General features: G+C 70.2%; 14 protein-coding genes and 1 pseudogene. 7 read left to right on the top strand and 8 right to left on the bottom strand.

The genetic code is table 11. The features are described 5' to 3' along the window. Nucleotides 1-105: pseudogene (locus QI554_RS35035) on the top strand (IS5/IS1182 family transposase); the annotation flags it as partial. Between the two features lie 169 nt (nt 106-274). Here QI554_RS35035 and QI554_RS35030 read toward each other — a convergent pair. Continuing rightward, a complete protein-coding gene (locus QI554_RS35030; RefSeq protein WP_425528111.1) occupies nt 275-817 on the bottom strand; it encodes a YbhB/YbcL family Raf kinase inhibitor-like protein in 543 nt (180 codons plus the stop codon). A 96-nt stretch (nt 818-913) separates the two neighbouring features. Between QI554_RS35030 and QI554_RS35025 the strand changes: the two genes are divergently transcribed. Beyond that, nucleotides 914-1,594 carry a GntR family transcriptional regulator gene (locus QI554_RS35025; RefSeq protein ID WP_281476069.1) on the top strand — a complete coding sequence of 227 codons (681 nt, stop codon included), beginning with the start codon at nt 914-916 and terminating at the stop codon, nt 1,592-1,594. A gap of 22 nt (nt 1,595-1,616) precedes the next feature. Here the strand turns inward: QI554_RS35025 and QI554_RS35020 are convergent, their stop codons facing one another. Both QI554_RS35020 and QI554_RS35015 read right to left on the bottom strand, forming a co-directional pair. Next, entirely contained in the window at nt 1,617-3,455 is a 1,839-nt protein-coding gene (locus QI554_RS35020) for a glycoside hydrolase family 15 protein (protein WP_281476067.1), read from the bottom strand. 289 nt (nt 3,456-3,744) lie between these two features. Continuing rightward, nucleotides 3,745-4,650, bottom strand: coding sequence for a S41 family peptidase (locus QI554_RS35015; protein WP_281476065.1), 906 nt, complete (start codon nt 4,648-4,650; stop codon nt 3,745-3,747). A gap of 58 nt (nt 4,651-4,708) precedes the next feature. Here QI554_RS35015 and QI554_RS35010 point away from each other — a divergent pair, with 58 nt between their 5' ends. Further along, nucleotides 4,709-5,248, top strand: coding sequence for an ArsR/SmtB family transcription factor (locus QI554_RS35010; RefSeq protein ID WP_281476063.1), 540 nt, complete (start codon nt 4,709-4,711; stop codon nt 5,246-5,248). 127 nt (nt 5,249-5,375) lie between these two features. On the opposite strand, the gene QI554_RS35005 is transcribed toward QI554_RS35010, so the two are convergent. From QI554_RS35005 to QI554_RS34990, 4 genes are all read right to left on the bottom strand, one after another. Then, nucleotides 5,376-6,047: a hypothetical protein gene (locus tag QI554_RS35005; RefSeq protein ID WP_281476061.1), complete on the bottom strand. Its 672-nt coding sequence runs from the start codon at nt 6,045-6,047 to the stop codon at nt 5,376-5,378. Nucleotides 6,048-6,079: 32 nt separating this feature from the next. Next, complete coding sequence (locus QI554_RS35000) at nt 6,080-6,622, bottom strand: SigE family RNA polymerase sigma factor (protein ID WP_281476059.1); 543 nt, start codon at nt 6,620-6,622, stop codon at nt 6,080-6,082. A gap of 175 nt (nt 6,623-6,797) precedes the next feature. Beyond that, nucleotides 6,798-7,247 (bottom strand): hypothetical protein, encoded by a 450-nt coding sequence (locus QI554_RS34995; RefSeq protein WP_281476057.1) that lies wholly within the window; start codon nt 7,245-7,247, stop codon nt 6,798-6,800. 51 nt (nt 7,248-7,298) lie between these two features. Further along, entirely contained in the window at nt 7,299-7,715 is a 417-nt protein-coding gene (locus QI554_RS34990) for a hypothetical protein (protein ID WP_281476055.1), read from the bottom strand. A gap of 437 nt (nt 7,716-8,152) precedes the next feature. On the opposite strand from QI554_RS34990, the gene QI554_RS34985 reads away from it, so the two are divergent. Both QI554_RS34985 and QI554_RS34980 read left to right on the top strand, forming a co-directional pair. Then, entirely contained in the window at nt 8,153-8,566 is a 414-nt protein-coding gene (locus tag QI554_RS34985) for a VOC family protein (RefSeq protein ID WP_281476053.1), read from the top strand. A gap of 156 nt (nt 8,567-8,722) precedes the next feature. Further along, complete coding sequence (locus tag QI554_RS34980) at nt 8,723-9,157, top strand: YdeI/OmpD-associated family protein (RefSeq protein ID WP_281476051.1); 435 nt, start codon at nt 8,723-8,725, stop codon at nt 9,155-9,157. 132 nt (nt 9,158-9,289) lie between these two features. Here QI554_RS34980 and QI554_RS34975 read toward each other — a convergent pair whose 3' ends face one another. Continuing rightward, nucleotides 9,290-9,979 carry a TetR/AcrR family transcriptional regulator gene (locus QI554_RS34975; protein WP_281476049.1) on the bottom strand — a complete coding sequence of 230 codons (690 nt, stop codon included), beginning with the start codon at nt 9,977-9,979 and terminating at the stop codon, nt 9,290-9,292. A gap of 80 nt (nt 9,980-10,059) precedes the next feature. On the opposite strand from QI554_RS34975, the gene QI554_RS34970 reads away from it, so the two are divergent. Beyond that, on the top strand, nt 10,060-10,992 hold the full coding sequence (locus tag QI554_RS34970) for an MBL fold metallo-hydrolase (RefSeq protein WP_281476047.1): 933 nt from the start codon (nt 10,060-10,062) through the stop codon (nt 10,990-10,992). Nucleotides 10,993-11,181: 189 nt separating this feature from the next. Then, entirely contained in the window at nt 11,182-13,218 is a 2,037-nt protein-coding gene (locus tag QI554_RS34965) for a protein kinase domain-containing protein (protein WP_281476045.1), read from the top strand. Nucleotides 13,219-13,250 lie beyond the last annotated feature (32 nt).

The following is a 13,250-nucleotide window of genomic DNA, read 5'->3' as shown; positions in this document are numbered from 1 at the left end:
CGGCTGAAGGCCTTCCGGGCGGTCGCCACCCGCTACGACCAGCGCGCCTACGTCTTCCACGGCACGGTCACCCTTGCCGCCATCCGCCTCTGGCTCAGACCTTGATCCCCAAAACGCTGCCTAGCCCGAGAAACCCGGTCGGACGCGACCGGTTCGAGGCCTACGACGCAATTCCGGCCGACCCGGACGACATCGCGGCACCGACGGCACCGACGGCACGGCGTACGCATGTACCCCGTGCCGTCGGCCCCGCCTCGCGGTACGCGCTCGGGACCTACTCGCCGGCCCACGGCACGAGCACCGCTCGGGCGAGTGTGTGCCCGCCGATGAAGAACCCGAGGGCGGCGGGGGTGGACTCCGGAGTGATGCCGAGCGGGCGCACGGACGGTATGTCGAGCGCGTTGACGGCGACGTAGTAGCGGTGCTTGCCCGTCCCCGGCGGCGGGGCGGCGCCGGTGTAGGCGGCAGCGCGGACGTCGTTGGCGATGTGGAAGGCGCCCTCCGGCAGCGCGCCGTCGCCTGGCGCTCCGGCCCCGGCGGCGAGCGAGGACACGTCAGCCGCGATATCGGCGACCGCCCAGTGCCAGAAGCCGGACGGGGTCGGGGCGTCCGGGTCGTACATCGTGACGACGAAGCTCCGGGTGGCCGCGGGGAATCCGCTCCACGACAGCTGCGGCGAGCGGTCCTCCGCCCCTGCGACGCCGCTCATGGCGGCGAAGTGCACCAGCGGCAGGGCGGCCCCGTCGGCGACGTCGGCGCTGGTGACGGCGAACGCGGGCACGGCGGGCAGGGAGTCGTACGGACCGGTCATCGGGATCTCCTTCGAGCCGGGAGGCACCTCCTCCCTGACTTTCAATAGTGAACCACACTTTTAAAAGTTGGGCCATCTGTCGAACGTTGTAGGATCCGCCTCGTGGCGAGAGAAGCAGGGCGACAGACCCGCAGCGAGGCGGTGCAGGACCGCATCCGGGCCGACATCATGGGCGGCCGGCTCCGCCCCGGGCAGCGGCTGAAGTTCCCCGAGCTCAGCGAGCGCTACGGGGTCAGCACAGGCGCCGTACGCGAAGCCCTGCTCAAACTGGTCGCCAAGAACCTGGTCGTCTCCGAGGCGCACCACGGCTTCCACGTCACCGACGTCACCGCCCGCGGACTGGCCGACCTCACCGACGCCCGCACCGAGATCGAGTCCCTGGCCCTGGCCCGCGCCATCCACGAGGGCGACCTCGCCTGGCAGGCCCAAGTGCTCGCCGCCCACCACACGTTCGAGCAGACCCCGCTCGGCGACGACGACCAGCCCGGCGAGGACTGGCTGATCGCCCACACCGACTTCCACACCGCCCTCCTCGCCGGCTGCGCCAACCCCCGCCTGCGCACCATGGCCGCGTCGCTGAGGGAAGAAGCCGAGCTGTACCGGCGATGGAGCCGACCGGCGTCGGCGCAGACGAGCCGCCCGACCGACCCGGCGGGCCACAAGGAGCACCGCGACCTGCTCGACGCCGTCATGGCCCGCGACAGCGAACGCGCCGACACCGTCCTGCGCCGCCTGATCGGCTCCACGTCGAGCATGGTCCTGGACACCGACCCAGGCGCGTGACGCCCGACCAACCGCTGGACCGTCAGCCCAGCGCGCGGTCCAGGTTGAACGCCGCGCTGATCAGCGACAGATGCGTGAACGCCTGTGGGAAGTTGCCCAGTTGCTCACCCGTCCGCCCGATCTCCTCGGCGAACAGCCCGACATGGTTTGCGTACGTGAGCATCTTCTCGAACGCCAGCCGGGCCTCCTCCAGCCGCCCCGCACGCGCCAGCGCCTCCACGTACCAGAACGAACAGATCGAGAACGTGCCCTCGGTGCCCCGGAGTCCGTCCGCGCTGGCCGCGGGGTCGTAGCGGTAGACCAGCGAGTCGGAGACCAGGTCCGAGGTGAGAACGTCCAGCGTGGAGAGCCACTTGGGGTCGGTCGGCGAGATGAACTTCGCCATCGGCATCATCAGCAACGACGCGTCCAGCACCTTGTCGTCCAACCCCTGGACGAACGCGCCGCGTTCGGCCGACCAGCCACGGGCCATGATCTGCCGGTAGATCGCGTCGCGGGACTGCCGCCAGCGGGGCAGGTCGGCGGGGAGCCCGCGCCGGTTCGCCATCCGGACGGCCCGTTCCAGCGCGACCCAGCACATCAGCCGCGAGTACACGAAGTCCCGCCGCCCGCCCCGGGTTTCCCAGACACCCTCGTCGGGCTGGTCCCAGTGCGTGCACAGCCAGTCCACGACAGCGCCGACCTCGTCCCAGTGACCGCTGCTGATCGGCTGCCCCCATTTGTCGTACAGATAAACGGAGTCGAGCAGCGCGCCGTAGATGTCCAGTTGCAGCTGCTGGGTGGCGGCGTTGCCGACCCGCACCGGGGCGGACCCGAGGTAGCCCTCGAAGTGGGACAGCTCGTACTCGGGCAGGTCGCAGCGCCCGTCGATGCCGTACATGATCTGCAGCGGGCCGGTGTCCTTGGTGCCCCGCATGATCCCGCGTTCGGAGATGAAGCCCATGAACGCCTCGGCCTCCGAGGTGAATCCCAGGCGGAGCATCGCGTAGATGCAGAACGCCGCGTCGCGCACCCACACATAGCGGTAGTCCCAGTTCCGCTCGCCGCCGATCTGCTCGGGCAGGCTGGTCGTCGGGGCGGCGACGATCGCGCCCGTGGGCGCATACGTGAGGAGCTTCAGCACCAGCGCCGACCGGTGCACCATCTCCCGCCACCGCCCGTGGTACCGCGAACGCGACAGCCAGTGCCGCCAGAACCGGACCGTGGCCTCGAACTCCCGCTCCGCCTCGCTGCCCGGGCACGCCCGCGGTCTGACGCCTGCACCCACCTGGTCGAGGGCGAAGACCGTCGACTCGCCCTCCAGCAGCTTGAAGCGCGCCGACACGTCCGTTCCGTCGGTCTCGATCGGCACGGAGGCGGTCAGCGCGAGGGTCAGCGACGGCGAGCGGAACACCGCGAGGCCCTCCCCCAGCTCCACGGTGTGCGCCTCGGTCCCGTAGCCGAAGCGCGGGGCGACCTTCACCCGGAACGGCAGCACCCCGCGGACGCACACCACCCGCCGGATCAGCCGGTGCCGGTCCGCCTCGCGCGACTCGTCGACGACGGGCATGAAGTCCTGGATCTCCGCGACCCCGTCCGCCGCGAAGAACCGCGTGATCAGCACGTTGGTGTCGGGAAAGTAGAACTGCCGCGTCCGGGCCGGCACGTCCGCGGCCAGCTCGAAGCGTCCGCCGCGGTCGGCGTCGAGTAGGGACGCGAACACGCTGGGTGCGTCGAAGCGCGGGCAGCAGTACCAGTCGATGGTTCCGTCGGTGGCGACGAGCGCGGCGGTCCGGAGGTCGCCGATCAGCCCGTGCTCGGAGATCGGCGGATACCGCGAACCGTCCAGCAGCCCGAATCCGGCGGTGTCCTGCTGCGCCATGAGGGCCTCCTCACCAGGCGGTGCGGGGCGTCGAGCCTCTTGTTTCATGCTAGATCCAGGCACGGAGGCGTCGCACATGAGCGTGCCGGCCGTCGCTCGCCGCAGCGTCGACGAAGCCCCGGCACGTCGCGGATCCGGTGCTCGGCGCGGGTACGGCCGGAACCGGTGGACGCATCCGGGTCCACCGGCTCCGAGTAATGGTCCGCCGCCCCCGAGGTGTCGGTTGGCCGTCGGCGCGCCCCCGGTGGCACCCACCGCCCGCGGAGTGCTGTCGCCGAGCCCGGCGGAGTCAGTCGGCCAGGCGGGCGAGGGCCAGTTCGTGGGCGCGGTCGAGGGATTCGGCAGCAGCGCAAGCGACGTCCGGCTGCACACCGACGCCCTCCCAGTTCGTGCCCGAGACGGGGTTGACGGCGCGGCCGAAGGGGACGGTGACCTCCAGGTGCGGGTGCACGGTCCAGCCCTTGCACGGGTGTGCGCCGCCGCGGGTGGTCTCGCCGACGACGACGGCGCGGCCGAGCTGCTGGAGGTCGTACGCCAGCTCCTCGGCGGCGGAGAAGCTGCTCTCGCTGGTCAGCACGTACAGCGGCTTGGTGCCGCCGAAGCGTGCGCCGGGGACGTGCGGCTGGCTCCAGGACTGCTCGTTGTGCTGGCCGCCGCGCCAGGACATGGTGTTGAGGTGGGTGCGCTTGTCGAGCAGGTAGCTGCAGACGAAGGCGACCGTGTCCGGGTCGCCGCCGCGGTTGCCGCGTAGGTCGATGATCAGCGCCTCGGCGCGGGAGGCCAGGGTGAGCGCGGCGGCGAGGGGTTCGGCGGCCCAGTCCAGCGGGAACAGCATCGGTCCCAGCTCCACCACCGCGACCCCGCCGTCGAGCAGCTGCACGCGGGGCGCGCCGCCGAGCGAGGTGTCGAACTCCCGGCGTATGGACTCCAGGGTGGCCGCGCCCTCCTTCGCGGAGACCGGGTCGGCGTGGTACTTCAGCCTCAGGTGTCGGTCGTTGTTGACCGACTGCAGGTCCTCGGTGACCAGGCGGGCGAGCTCCTCGGCGTCGTCGACGTCGTAGGCGCCCTCGGCGAGGCGTCGTTGCAGGAGGCCGGCGACCTGCTCGGCGACCTCGGGGAACACGTAGTTCTCGGTCAGCAGGCGGACCGTCTCGTCGATGACGGGGGCGGGGGTGATCTTCGTCAGAGTCGTCATGGCCGGGAAGTAGATCATCGCCCTTGCGAAAGCGTCAAGAAGGTTAGACACTTTCGCCATGCCTGATCAGCCGCCCCACCAGCCGCCTCCCGAGGACGTCCTGGAGATCGCCGCGCCCGAGCAGTTCGCGGCGCTCGCCCACCCGCTGCGCCAGCGGCTGCTCTTCGCCCTGGGCCACCGCCCCGCCACCGTCAGCCAGCTCGCGGCGCAGCTCGACGCGAAGAAGGGCAACGTGGCCCACCACCTCAAAGTCCTCCGCGAAGCCGGGCTGATCCACATCGCCGAGACCCGCCAGGTCCGCGGCGGCACCGAGCAGTACTTCCAACGCACCGCCCGCCACATGCTCGTCGCCGAACCCCAGGCGGCCGGCACCGCCGCGATGCTCGCCGCGTTCGCCCAGGAACTGGACCGCTCACCCGCCGAGACCCTGCGAATGCGCCACATGCGCCTCAGCCCCGCACAGGCGAAAGCACTCGGCGAGACCCTCACCAACCTCGTCGACGACACCGAGGAAGGCGGCGACGAGGAGCCCCTGCACGGCGTGCTGGTGGCGCTCTACGAGCAGGCCCCGCCGACCGGGACCACCGGGTCCGCCTAGCCAGGCGGGCGGAGTCACCGGCTCCGGAGGCGGCGCGTCCCGTCATCGCTGCATGTCCGCAGGTCAAGACGGACGCGTTCGTCCCGAGAGTGCTTCGGGACGAACGCGTGACCGGCTTTCTGCAGCGTCAGCTCACGTCCGGCGGGTCGATGCTGCCGAAGGGCCTGCCTGCCGCGTCGAACGGCTTGATCGAGAATTTCGGCGTGCCGGCCTGCGCCGTGATCTTCACGTGGAAGACCCGGATGTCGGCGGACAGTTGCGTGGCCGTCATGGTCACGGGGCCGGTGCCGCCCTCCCAGGTCAGCTCGACGTGGTCGACCTCGTTGGAGGTGTTGCCGTTGACTTCGTACGTCCAGGTCCCGTCACCGTTGGGCTTCGACGAACCCGACCAGTTGATGCGGTCGACCCTGGCCTTGCCGTCGGGACCGATCGCGGGTCCGCTGCACGCACCGCCGCCCACGTCCCCGGTCACCGGGTCCACGTCCCTGTGGCACAGGAACCCCCGGCCGTCGATGAACGACCGGACCTGCCATACCTGTCCCTTGGTGGTCCCCTCCGTCAGGACGACGTTCGGCTCGCCGCTCGGCACCGCGTGTCCGGCGTCGACCGCGATGATCGAGGAGGACTCACCGTTCTCGTCGAGCACCGACGAGGCGATCACGGTGCCCCCTCCCCCGACGAACAACGCCAGCGCCACGGAACCGCTGAACACCCATCGGCGGCGGCGCTTCGCCTGGATCCGCCCCATCACGGCCGCCACCGTCGGCGGAGTCGGATCGGCCTGTTCTACTTCCCGCATGAATCCCTCTTTCAAAGCAGCGCCGTCATCAATCACAGCCGCGCCTCCACTGCGTGCGCCGAGAGGGTCGATCGGTCCCTGAAGAGTTCCACCAACTCGGGGTCCCGGCGAAGTTCCGCCAAGCCCTTGAACGCCTGGCTCCGCACCGCGCCCACCGAGCAGCCGAGAATGTGGGCGACCTCCGCTTCCGGCAGATCCTCCCAATACCTCAGGACGACGGTGGCCCTGCGTCTGGCCGGCAATCGGGCGAGTGCCGCCATCAGCACGCTGCGGTCGGCGAGCCCCGCGGTGCTGTCCGGCCCGGCCTTGTCCGGAAGACGGTCCGTCAGGATCTGGGCGACCCGGCGTCTCCGTATCCGCGACAGATGCGTGTTGACCAGAATGCGACGCACGTACGCGTCCCGATTCCGCGCCGACTTCGCGCGATTCCATGCCGGATGAAGCTTGAGCAACGCGGTCTGGGTCAGGTCCTCGGCTTCGTCGCGGTCGCCGCATACCAGGTAGGCGGTACGGACGAGCGCCACACGATGCGTCGCCACGAAAGCACGGAACTCGCCTTCATCTTGGGATTTCAAGCGTCCCCCTCTCACCCTGATAGACGCCGGACCCGGCTCCCCGCTATTCCCCGAGCCCCGAAACCGACGACGGCCTGCGCAACCGAGGTCGCGCAGGCCGTCGTCACACCGACCCCGATGTACCAACAGCGTCTGGAGCGCTCCGGTCGGGGCCGGCCTGCCGAGCGCGACGTGGCTAGACGGGGTAGATGACGGCGCTGCCGTACTGGTCGCCCGGCTTGGTGTGGACGGTCAGTTGGACCTGCGCCCGCATGGTTCCCATGACGATCACAGTCAGCACGGGGCACTTTTCGGTTCGGATCTGCTCGTCGCGGTCGAAGCCGCCGGGCAGTGCCACGGTGGCCCTGGCGCTGATGGACGAGAGCGAGAACGCACAGTCGGCGCGGGTGACTCGGATGACGTGGGTGCGGCGGTCGGGCAGGCCCACGTTGCGGCACTGGTTGTCGACCCAGTTGTACTTCGCGTTGGTTCCGGTGGTGATCGTGCCCGAGCGCTTGCCGAGCGGGATGCAGTCGGTGCCGTCCTCAGCCGAGGCCGTGCCGGACGACGGGCCGACGACCGCGAAGGCGGCCAGCAGCGTGCCACCGGCCACGAGGGCTCCGGTGCGGCCAAGAGTGCGGGTCATGCGTCGCGTTCCTTTCGTTGCGGGATCCGGATCGGTGGCGGGCCCGCGCGCTCAGGCGGGGTAGTTCCCGTTGTTCCAGGTCCACAGGTCGAGGAAGGCGTTGTCGATGATTCCCTGGGTGGCCTCGGCGTGGAACGTCTTGCACTGGGCCTTCGCAGGCAGGTTGCGCATCGGCAGTTCCAGCGGGGTTCGTCCTGTCGCGTGTTCGCGGTAGACGAGCGTCCCTCTCGGCGAAGTGCAGTAGATCGTGGCGTTCAGCGTGATCAGCACGCCCCTGGGACAGCTCGGCGTGCTCTTGAACCAGACCTTCCGGTACGAGCCGTACTGGTCGGAGTCGTACCACAGCTCGATCGACGGGTAGTTGCAGACACCCGAGGCGACTGCCGCGGCTTCGACCGGAGACGGTTTCGGCGCGGCCGGGGACGGGGCCGCACCGGCGGCGGGCGCCGCGGACACGGCCATGGCCATCGCACAACCGAGAGCAGCCGAAATACGGGCACGTCGAGAGGGTTTGCCTCGGAACTTCATCGAACCTCCTGGGCACGCAGGGAGACATGCAGCGCGGTCGGGACGATCGCCGGGAGACGCGTGCAACCGCGAACGCCCTTCTCCGCCCCGGGACTGGAGGCTCCCCTGAGCCTTGAGGGACCACCGAGGTGCCTTCTGCGCGGCCACTGTCCATATCGCGCGGATCGAGCCCCGGCCGGGATGCCCCGGATGCTGTTGATGAATTCGGGGTTGGTGTGACGACGGCCTGCGCGACCGACCGATCAGGAATCGAGAAGCCCCGGCTGTTGCTCAGCACCTAGCGTGATCGTCACGACAGCGGCGGACACGCCGACGCGACGGCCGGGCCCGAGCCCGGACGTCCGTCACCCACACACCTAAAGCGCAAGGAGCAGGACATGAAGGCGCACGTCAGCTCGATCCTCCTCGGTGTCAGCGACATGGACCGGGCGAAGCGGTTCTACACCGACGGCCTCGGCTGGAAGATCAAGAACGACTTCGGCATCTCGGTGTTCTTCGAGTCGGACGGCGCCTCGCCGGTCGGCTTCTACGGTCGCGAAGGTCTGGCCGGCCTGGTGGGCACGGACCCGGCGGGCAGTGGCTTCAGCGGGCTGGTTCTGACCTACGTCGTCCGCAGTGAGGCGCGGGTCGACGAGGTCATGGCGGAGGCCGAGAAGGCCGGCGCCACGATCCTCAAGCCCGCCGGCGCCCTGCCGTGGGGCGGCTACGGCGGCACCTTCGCCGACCCGGACGGCTACGTCTGGAGCCTCGGCTACAGCGCCGAGGGCGACGACCAGCCCTACGCCGAGTAGCCGCGACACCTCTTGCCCCACAGCCACCCGGGACGGCGCGGCACGTACCGCAGCCGTCCCGGACACGGCGATGGCCCCACTGCAGAAGGTGGGAGCGGCCATCGGAGCCGGGCGGGCCCATCCACGGCGCGCCGACAGAACAACAGGAGTAAGAACATGAAGTTTCGCGCCCACGTCGAACCCCCCGAGCCCATGCGGGGCCTGGAAGTTCCGCCCGAGGTGGTGGCGGCGCTCGACGGCGGCGCGCGTCCGCCGGTGACGATCACGATCAACGGGCACTCCTGGAAGAGCCGCGTCGCCCTCCTGCGCGGCCGCGCCCTGCTCGGCCTCAGCAACGCCAACCGGCAGGCCGCAGGGGTCGAGATCGGCGAGGAGGTCGAGGTCGAGGTGGAGCTCGACACCGAGCCGCGCGTCGTCGTCGAGCCCGAGGACTTCACCGCGGCTCTGGACGACGACCCCGCCGCGCGCGCCGCGTTCGACAACCTCACCGACAGCCGCAAGCGCGAGCACGTGCGCGCCATCGAGAGCGCGAAGAAGCCCGACACCCGCCAACGCCGTATCGAGAAGGCCATCGCCACCCTCCGGGGCTGACGGCCGAGAAGCGAGGCTCCGCGCGGTGACGGCATCGCCGCGCGGAGGCATGAATCCGGCTGTTCGCCGCGGACGTCCCGGAAGTGCCGTTCGACACCCTGCCCGCGTCCGACGGGACCGAGCCCTGTGTCGTCAGGGTGAGAACGTCCGCGGTGACGGACCGGCGTCCTGGGACTGGGCGACCCGCTGCGTGTGGGCAGTCCGGGGCAGGGGCCGATCCGCGGGCGGGGCGGTTTCCTGTGCCAGGCCGTTGAGGGTGGCCGAGACCAGACGCTCCGTCTGGAGTTCGACGTCGCGCCGGTCGTCGATGTGGACGAGGTCGTCGATGAGCAGGACGGCCAGGCCGTGGATGGCGGCCCAGACCACGAACTCGGCGCCCGGACGGGCCTGCGGAGGCAAAAGCCCCGTGTCGGCCAGACGGTCGAGTTCCGTGGTGAGCACGTCGTGCGGGTGGGGCGAGACGGCGGACTGCGGCTCTGTGGCGCCGCCGCGGAAGACCAGCCGGGCGACGGCCGGGTCCAGGACGGCCCAGGTGACATAGGCGCGGCCGCATGCGACGAGGCGTTCGGCGCCGTGCCCCGACGTCGCGTCCATGGCCGCGCGAAGGTGGCTCCCCAGCCGGGCCAGCACGACTTCGGACAGAGCCCGGACGAGCTCGTCGCGTGACCCGAAGTGGTGGTACGCGGCGCTGGGGCTGACCCCGACCCTGGCCGAGGCCTCACGCAGCGACCAGCCGTCGGCGCCCCGCTCCCGTACGAGGGCCTCTGCCGCGTCGAGCAGGGCCTCGCGCAGGTCTCCGTGGTGGTATCGCGCCTTCGCCATTCCTCGATCTTAGCGGTGTTCAGATCAGGTGTTACGCTCGGACCGCAATCTCAACACTGTTCAGATCTGGGAGTCGTGCCATGTGCCCCACCGATCCCGCACCCCTCGCCGCCGACGGCGCGCCGGACCTCCTGCAGAGCCCCCCGCCGGTCGTGTCCGGCGCGCCCGTCCAGGTCTCCGAGGGCGTCTTCGTCATCCCCGACAACCGCGTCGAGCTGGTCCCCAACGTCGGCATCGTCCTCGGCGAGACCGCCGCACTGGTCATCGACACCGGGCTCGGCCCCCGCAACGGCGCCTACGTCCTCGAACAGGCGCGCCACCTCGCCGGCGACCGCCGCCTGTACCTGACCCTCACCCACTTCCACCCCGAACACGGTTACGGCGCGCAGGTGTTCAAGGGCGCGGCCACGATCGTCTACAACACCGGCCAGCGCACGGAACTGCGGCACAAGGGCGTCGGCTACCTGGGCATGTTCAAGGGCCTGAGCCCCGAGGTCGCCACCGAACTCGAAGGCGTGGAACTCGTCGACCCCGACCTGGTCTACGAAGGCGAGGCCGAACTCGACCTGGGTGGCCGTACGGTGGTGCTGCGCGCGGTCGGCCCGGCGCACACCGGCTCCGACCAGATCATCCTCGTAGACGACCGGGTGCTGTTCGCCGGCGACCTGCTGGAGACCCGCATCTTCCCGATCGCGCCGTACTTCCCACCCCACGACACCGATGTGGACGGCGCCGGTTGGATCGGCGTCCTCGACGAACTCGCCGCACTCGAACCGCAGATCGTCGTCCCCGGCCACGGCGAGGTCACCGACGCCTCACTGATCCACGACGTCCGCGACTACCTCGCCTACGTCCGCACCGAAGCCCGACGCCTGCGCGAAGCAGGCGCCACCGCCGACGAAACCGCCACCACCATCGACCAGAACGCCCGCGCCCGCTGGACCACTTGGGAACGCCCCGAGTGGATCGCCCTCGCCGCCCGCGCCTTCTACGACACCGACGCCCCAGCCTGAACCATCGCCGGTCTGAGGACCGGCGCGTCCCGCGTCGGTCAACACACGTACCGTTCCGAACGTCGTTCCACAGCAAGCGTTTCGGAAGGTCCGTACGGAGAGGATTTCCGGTACGGTCCGCGCCATGGGAACCGACAACCACGCCGGCGGACTCGAGCTCGGCGCCCGGGTCTCCGCTGAGGCCGCCGAATGAGCCCGGGCCGGGGCACGGCGTGGGAAGCGGGTGACGAACTGGCCGGACGGTACCGGCTTCAGCGGCGGCTGGGCAACGGCGCGATGGGCGAAGTCTGGCGGGCACTGGATCTGACGCTGGACCGGCGTGTCGCGGTGAAGACGCTGCTGGCCGGCAAGGCCGACGACCAGTGGCACCGGGCGCTGGCCCGGTTCCGCCGGGAGGCGAAGGCCGGCGCCCGTTTCAGCCATCCCCGTATCGCCGCCGTTCACGATTTCGTCGAGCACCAGGATCCGCCGTTCCTGGTACTGGAGTTGCTGGCGGGCCCGGATCTGGCCGCGCACCTCAGGGAGCACCCGGCGGGGTTGCCGATGAACACGGTGCTGGAGTACGGCGCGCAGGCTGCCGAGGGCCTGGCGGCCGCCCACACGGCAGGGGTCGTCCACCGCGACATCAAACCGCACAACCTGATGCTCGACGACAGCGGCGCCGTCAAGATCTGCGACTTCGGGATCGCCCGCCTGGACGACGCCACCGCCGGCCTGACCCTGGACGGCACTGTCCCCGGCACACCCGCCTACATGGCCCCCGAACAGCTGACCGGCAACCCCGCCACGGCCGCCGCGGACGTCTACGCGCTGGGGGCCACCCTGTTCCAACTGCTCACCGGCCGTGTGGTGTTCCCCAACGGGGGTGTGTACGCCGCCTTGTACGAGGAACCGCCACCGCCCAGCAGCCTGCGGCCGGCCGTCCCCGAAGCCGTCGACACCTACCTGCTCGCCCTGCTGGCCAAGGATCCCTCCGCCAGGCCGCCCGCCCGCACCATCCCCGCCACACTCCGCGCCCTCGTCGAAGACTCGTCCGACCGGCCGCCGTACGCTCCCTGGGGGGCCGGCGTCACCCTCCAACTCCTGAACAGCGAAGCGCTGCAGGAACTGGGGTTGCGTACCCCGCCGCCCCTTCCGCGGCTCCACCCCCTGGACGCATCGTGGCGGCCAGAGCCGTTCCAGCCCACCGGGGCCGGCCTCCTGCTCATCGGAGGGGGCGCGCACCTTCAGGCCGTCGACGTGTCCGCCTGGCGAGCCGAGTGGACGATACCCGGACCCGAGGACGACGAAGTCCTCACTGTGTGCTCCAGGAACCGGGTCGCCTACATCCCGGAATCCGCTCACACGGAGCGGACGACCCCCGAGATGATCCGGTGCGTCGATCCGCTCACCGGGCGGACGCTGTGGAGCCGCCCGATACCGCGCCCCGGTCCCGACACGGACGCGACGCCCGATCGGCACTGGCAGTACGCCCCGGACAGGCACATCTACCACGCGGCCTCGCCAAGCGTCATCGTGACCGCCGTCGGCGACGGCGAGGTCACGGTCTGGGACACCGAAACAGGGAACGTCCGCTGGTCCGTCCCCCTCGGCCGCATTGCTCTGACCCGGAAGTCGTCGTTCTTCTCCCCACTCATCCTGGGTGAACACGTCGTCTACAGCGATGCCCAGACGGCTACCGCTCGCCGTCTGCGAGACGGGCACGTCGTCTGGTCCAGTCCGCTGTGGAACGGCTACGTGTCGGGCCGGACGCTCGCGGGCCAGATCCTCCTGGAGCAGGGTGACCGCGTCGATTTCATCGACGCCCGTACAGGCCGGACAGCGCGCTCCTTCGAACTGGACGCAGGCACCTCCGCCATCAACGTGATCCCGTCCCCGCGATGCCTCGTCATGGACGTCTATCCAAGAACGCACAACAGGACGCATCACAAGGAATGCCGGGAGCTCACCGGTGAGCTCCGCTGGCGGACCCCCGTCACCGAGTCGACAGGAGGGTTCCTACGCTTTCTCGGTGACGCGCTGATCTGGAGCAGAACTGTCGGCAGAGCCGGAGACGAGACCGTCAACTCCTCGTTCGTCCGCCTGAACCCGGACACCGGCGCCGCTCTGTGGGGCTGCTCCTTCATCATCGACAAGGCGGCGGACTGGTCCTGGGACACGGAAGTCGTCGCGGTCGGGAACACCCTGCTGCTGACCGTCGCAGAGCGCATCTACCGGATCGGATGACCCGCGCTCGGCGCCCAGCGGGCGAAGGCATC

The sequence above is a fragment of the Yinghuangia seranimata genome (genome assembly GCF_029953285.1).
Lineage (GTDB): Bacteria > Actinomycetota > Actinomycetes > Streptomycetales > Streptomycetaceae > Yinghuangia > Yinghuangia seranimata.
The sequence above is the reverse complement of the archived record's forward strand: the minus strand, read 5'-3'. Positions and strand labels throughout refer to the sequence as shown.

What these genes read in the sequence shown, in the direction of transcription:
- QI554_RS35020 (WP_281476067.1), bottom strand. Translation starts at nt 3,455, where the DNA reads ATGGCGCAGCAGGACACCGCCGGATTCGGGCTGCTGGACGGTTCGCGG.
- QI554_RS35015 (WP_281476065.1), bottom strand. Translation starts at nt 4,650, where the DNA reads ATGACGACTCTGACGAAGATCACCCCCGCCCCCGTCATCGACGAGACG.
- QI554_RS35010 (WP_281476063.1), top strand. Translation starts at nt 4,709, where the DNA reads ATGCCTGATCAGCCGCCCCACCAGCCGCCTCCCGAGGACGTCCTGGAG.
- QI554_RS35005 (WP_281476061.1), bottom strand. Translation starts at nt 6,047, where the DNA reads ATGCGGGAAGTAGAACAGGCCGATCCGACTCCGCCGACGGTGGCGGCC.
- QI554_RS34995 (WP_281476057.1), bottom strand. Translation starts at nt 7,247, where the DNA reads ATGACCCGCACTCTTGGCCGCACCGGAGCCCTCGTGGCCGGTGGCACG.
- QI554_RS34990 (WP_281476055.1), bottom strand. Translation starts at nt 7,715, where the DNA reads ATGGCCATGGCCGTGTCCGCGGCGCCCGCCGCCGGTGCGGCCCCGTCC.
- QI554_RS34985 (WP_281476053.1), top strand. Translation starts at nt 8,153, where the DNA reads ATGAAGGCGCACGTCAGCTCGATCCTCCTCGGTGTCAGCGACATGGAC.
- QI554_RS34980 (WP_281476051.1), top strand. Translation starts at nt 8,723, where the DNA reads ATGAAGTTTCGCGCCCACGTCGAACCCCCCGAGCCCATGCGGGGCCTG.
- QI554_RS34975 (WP_281476049.1), bottom strand. Translation starts at nt 9,979, where the DNA reads ATGGCGAAGGCGCGATACCACCACGGAGACCTGCGCGAGGCCCTGCTC.
- QI554_RS34970 (WP_281476047.1), top strand. Translation starts at nt 10,060, where the DNA reads ATGTGCCCCACCGATCCCGCACCCCTCGCCGCCGACGGCGCGCCGGAC.
- QI554_RS34965 (WP_281476045.1), top strand. Translation starts at nt 11,182, where the DNA reads ATGAGCCCGGGCCGGGGCACGGCGTGGGAAGCGGGTGACGAACTGGCC.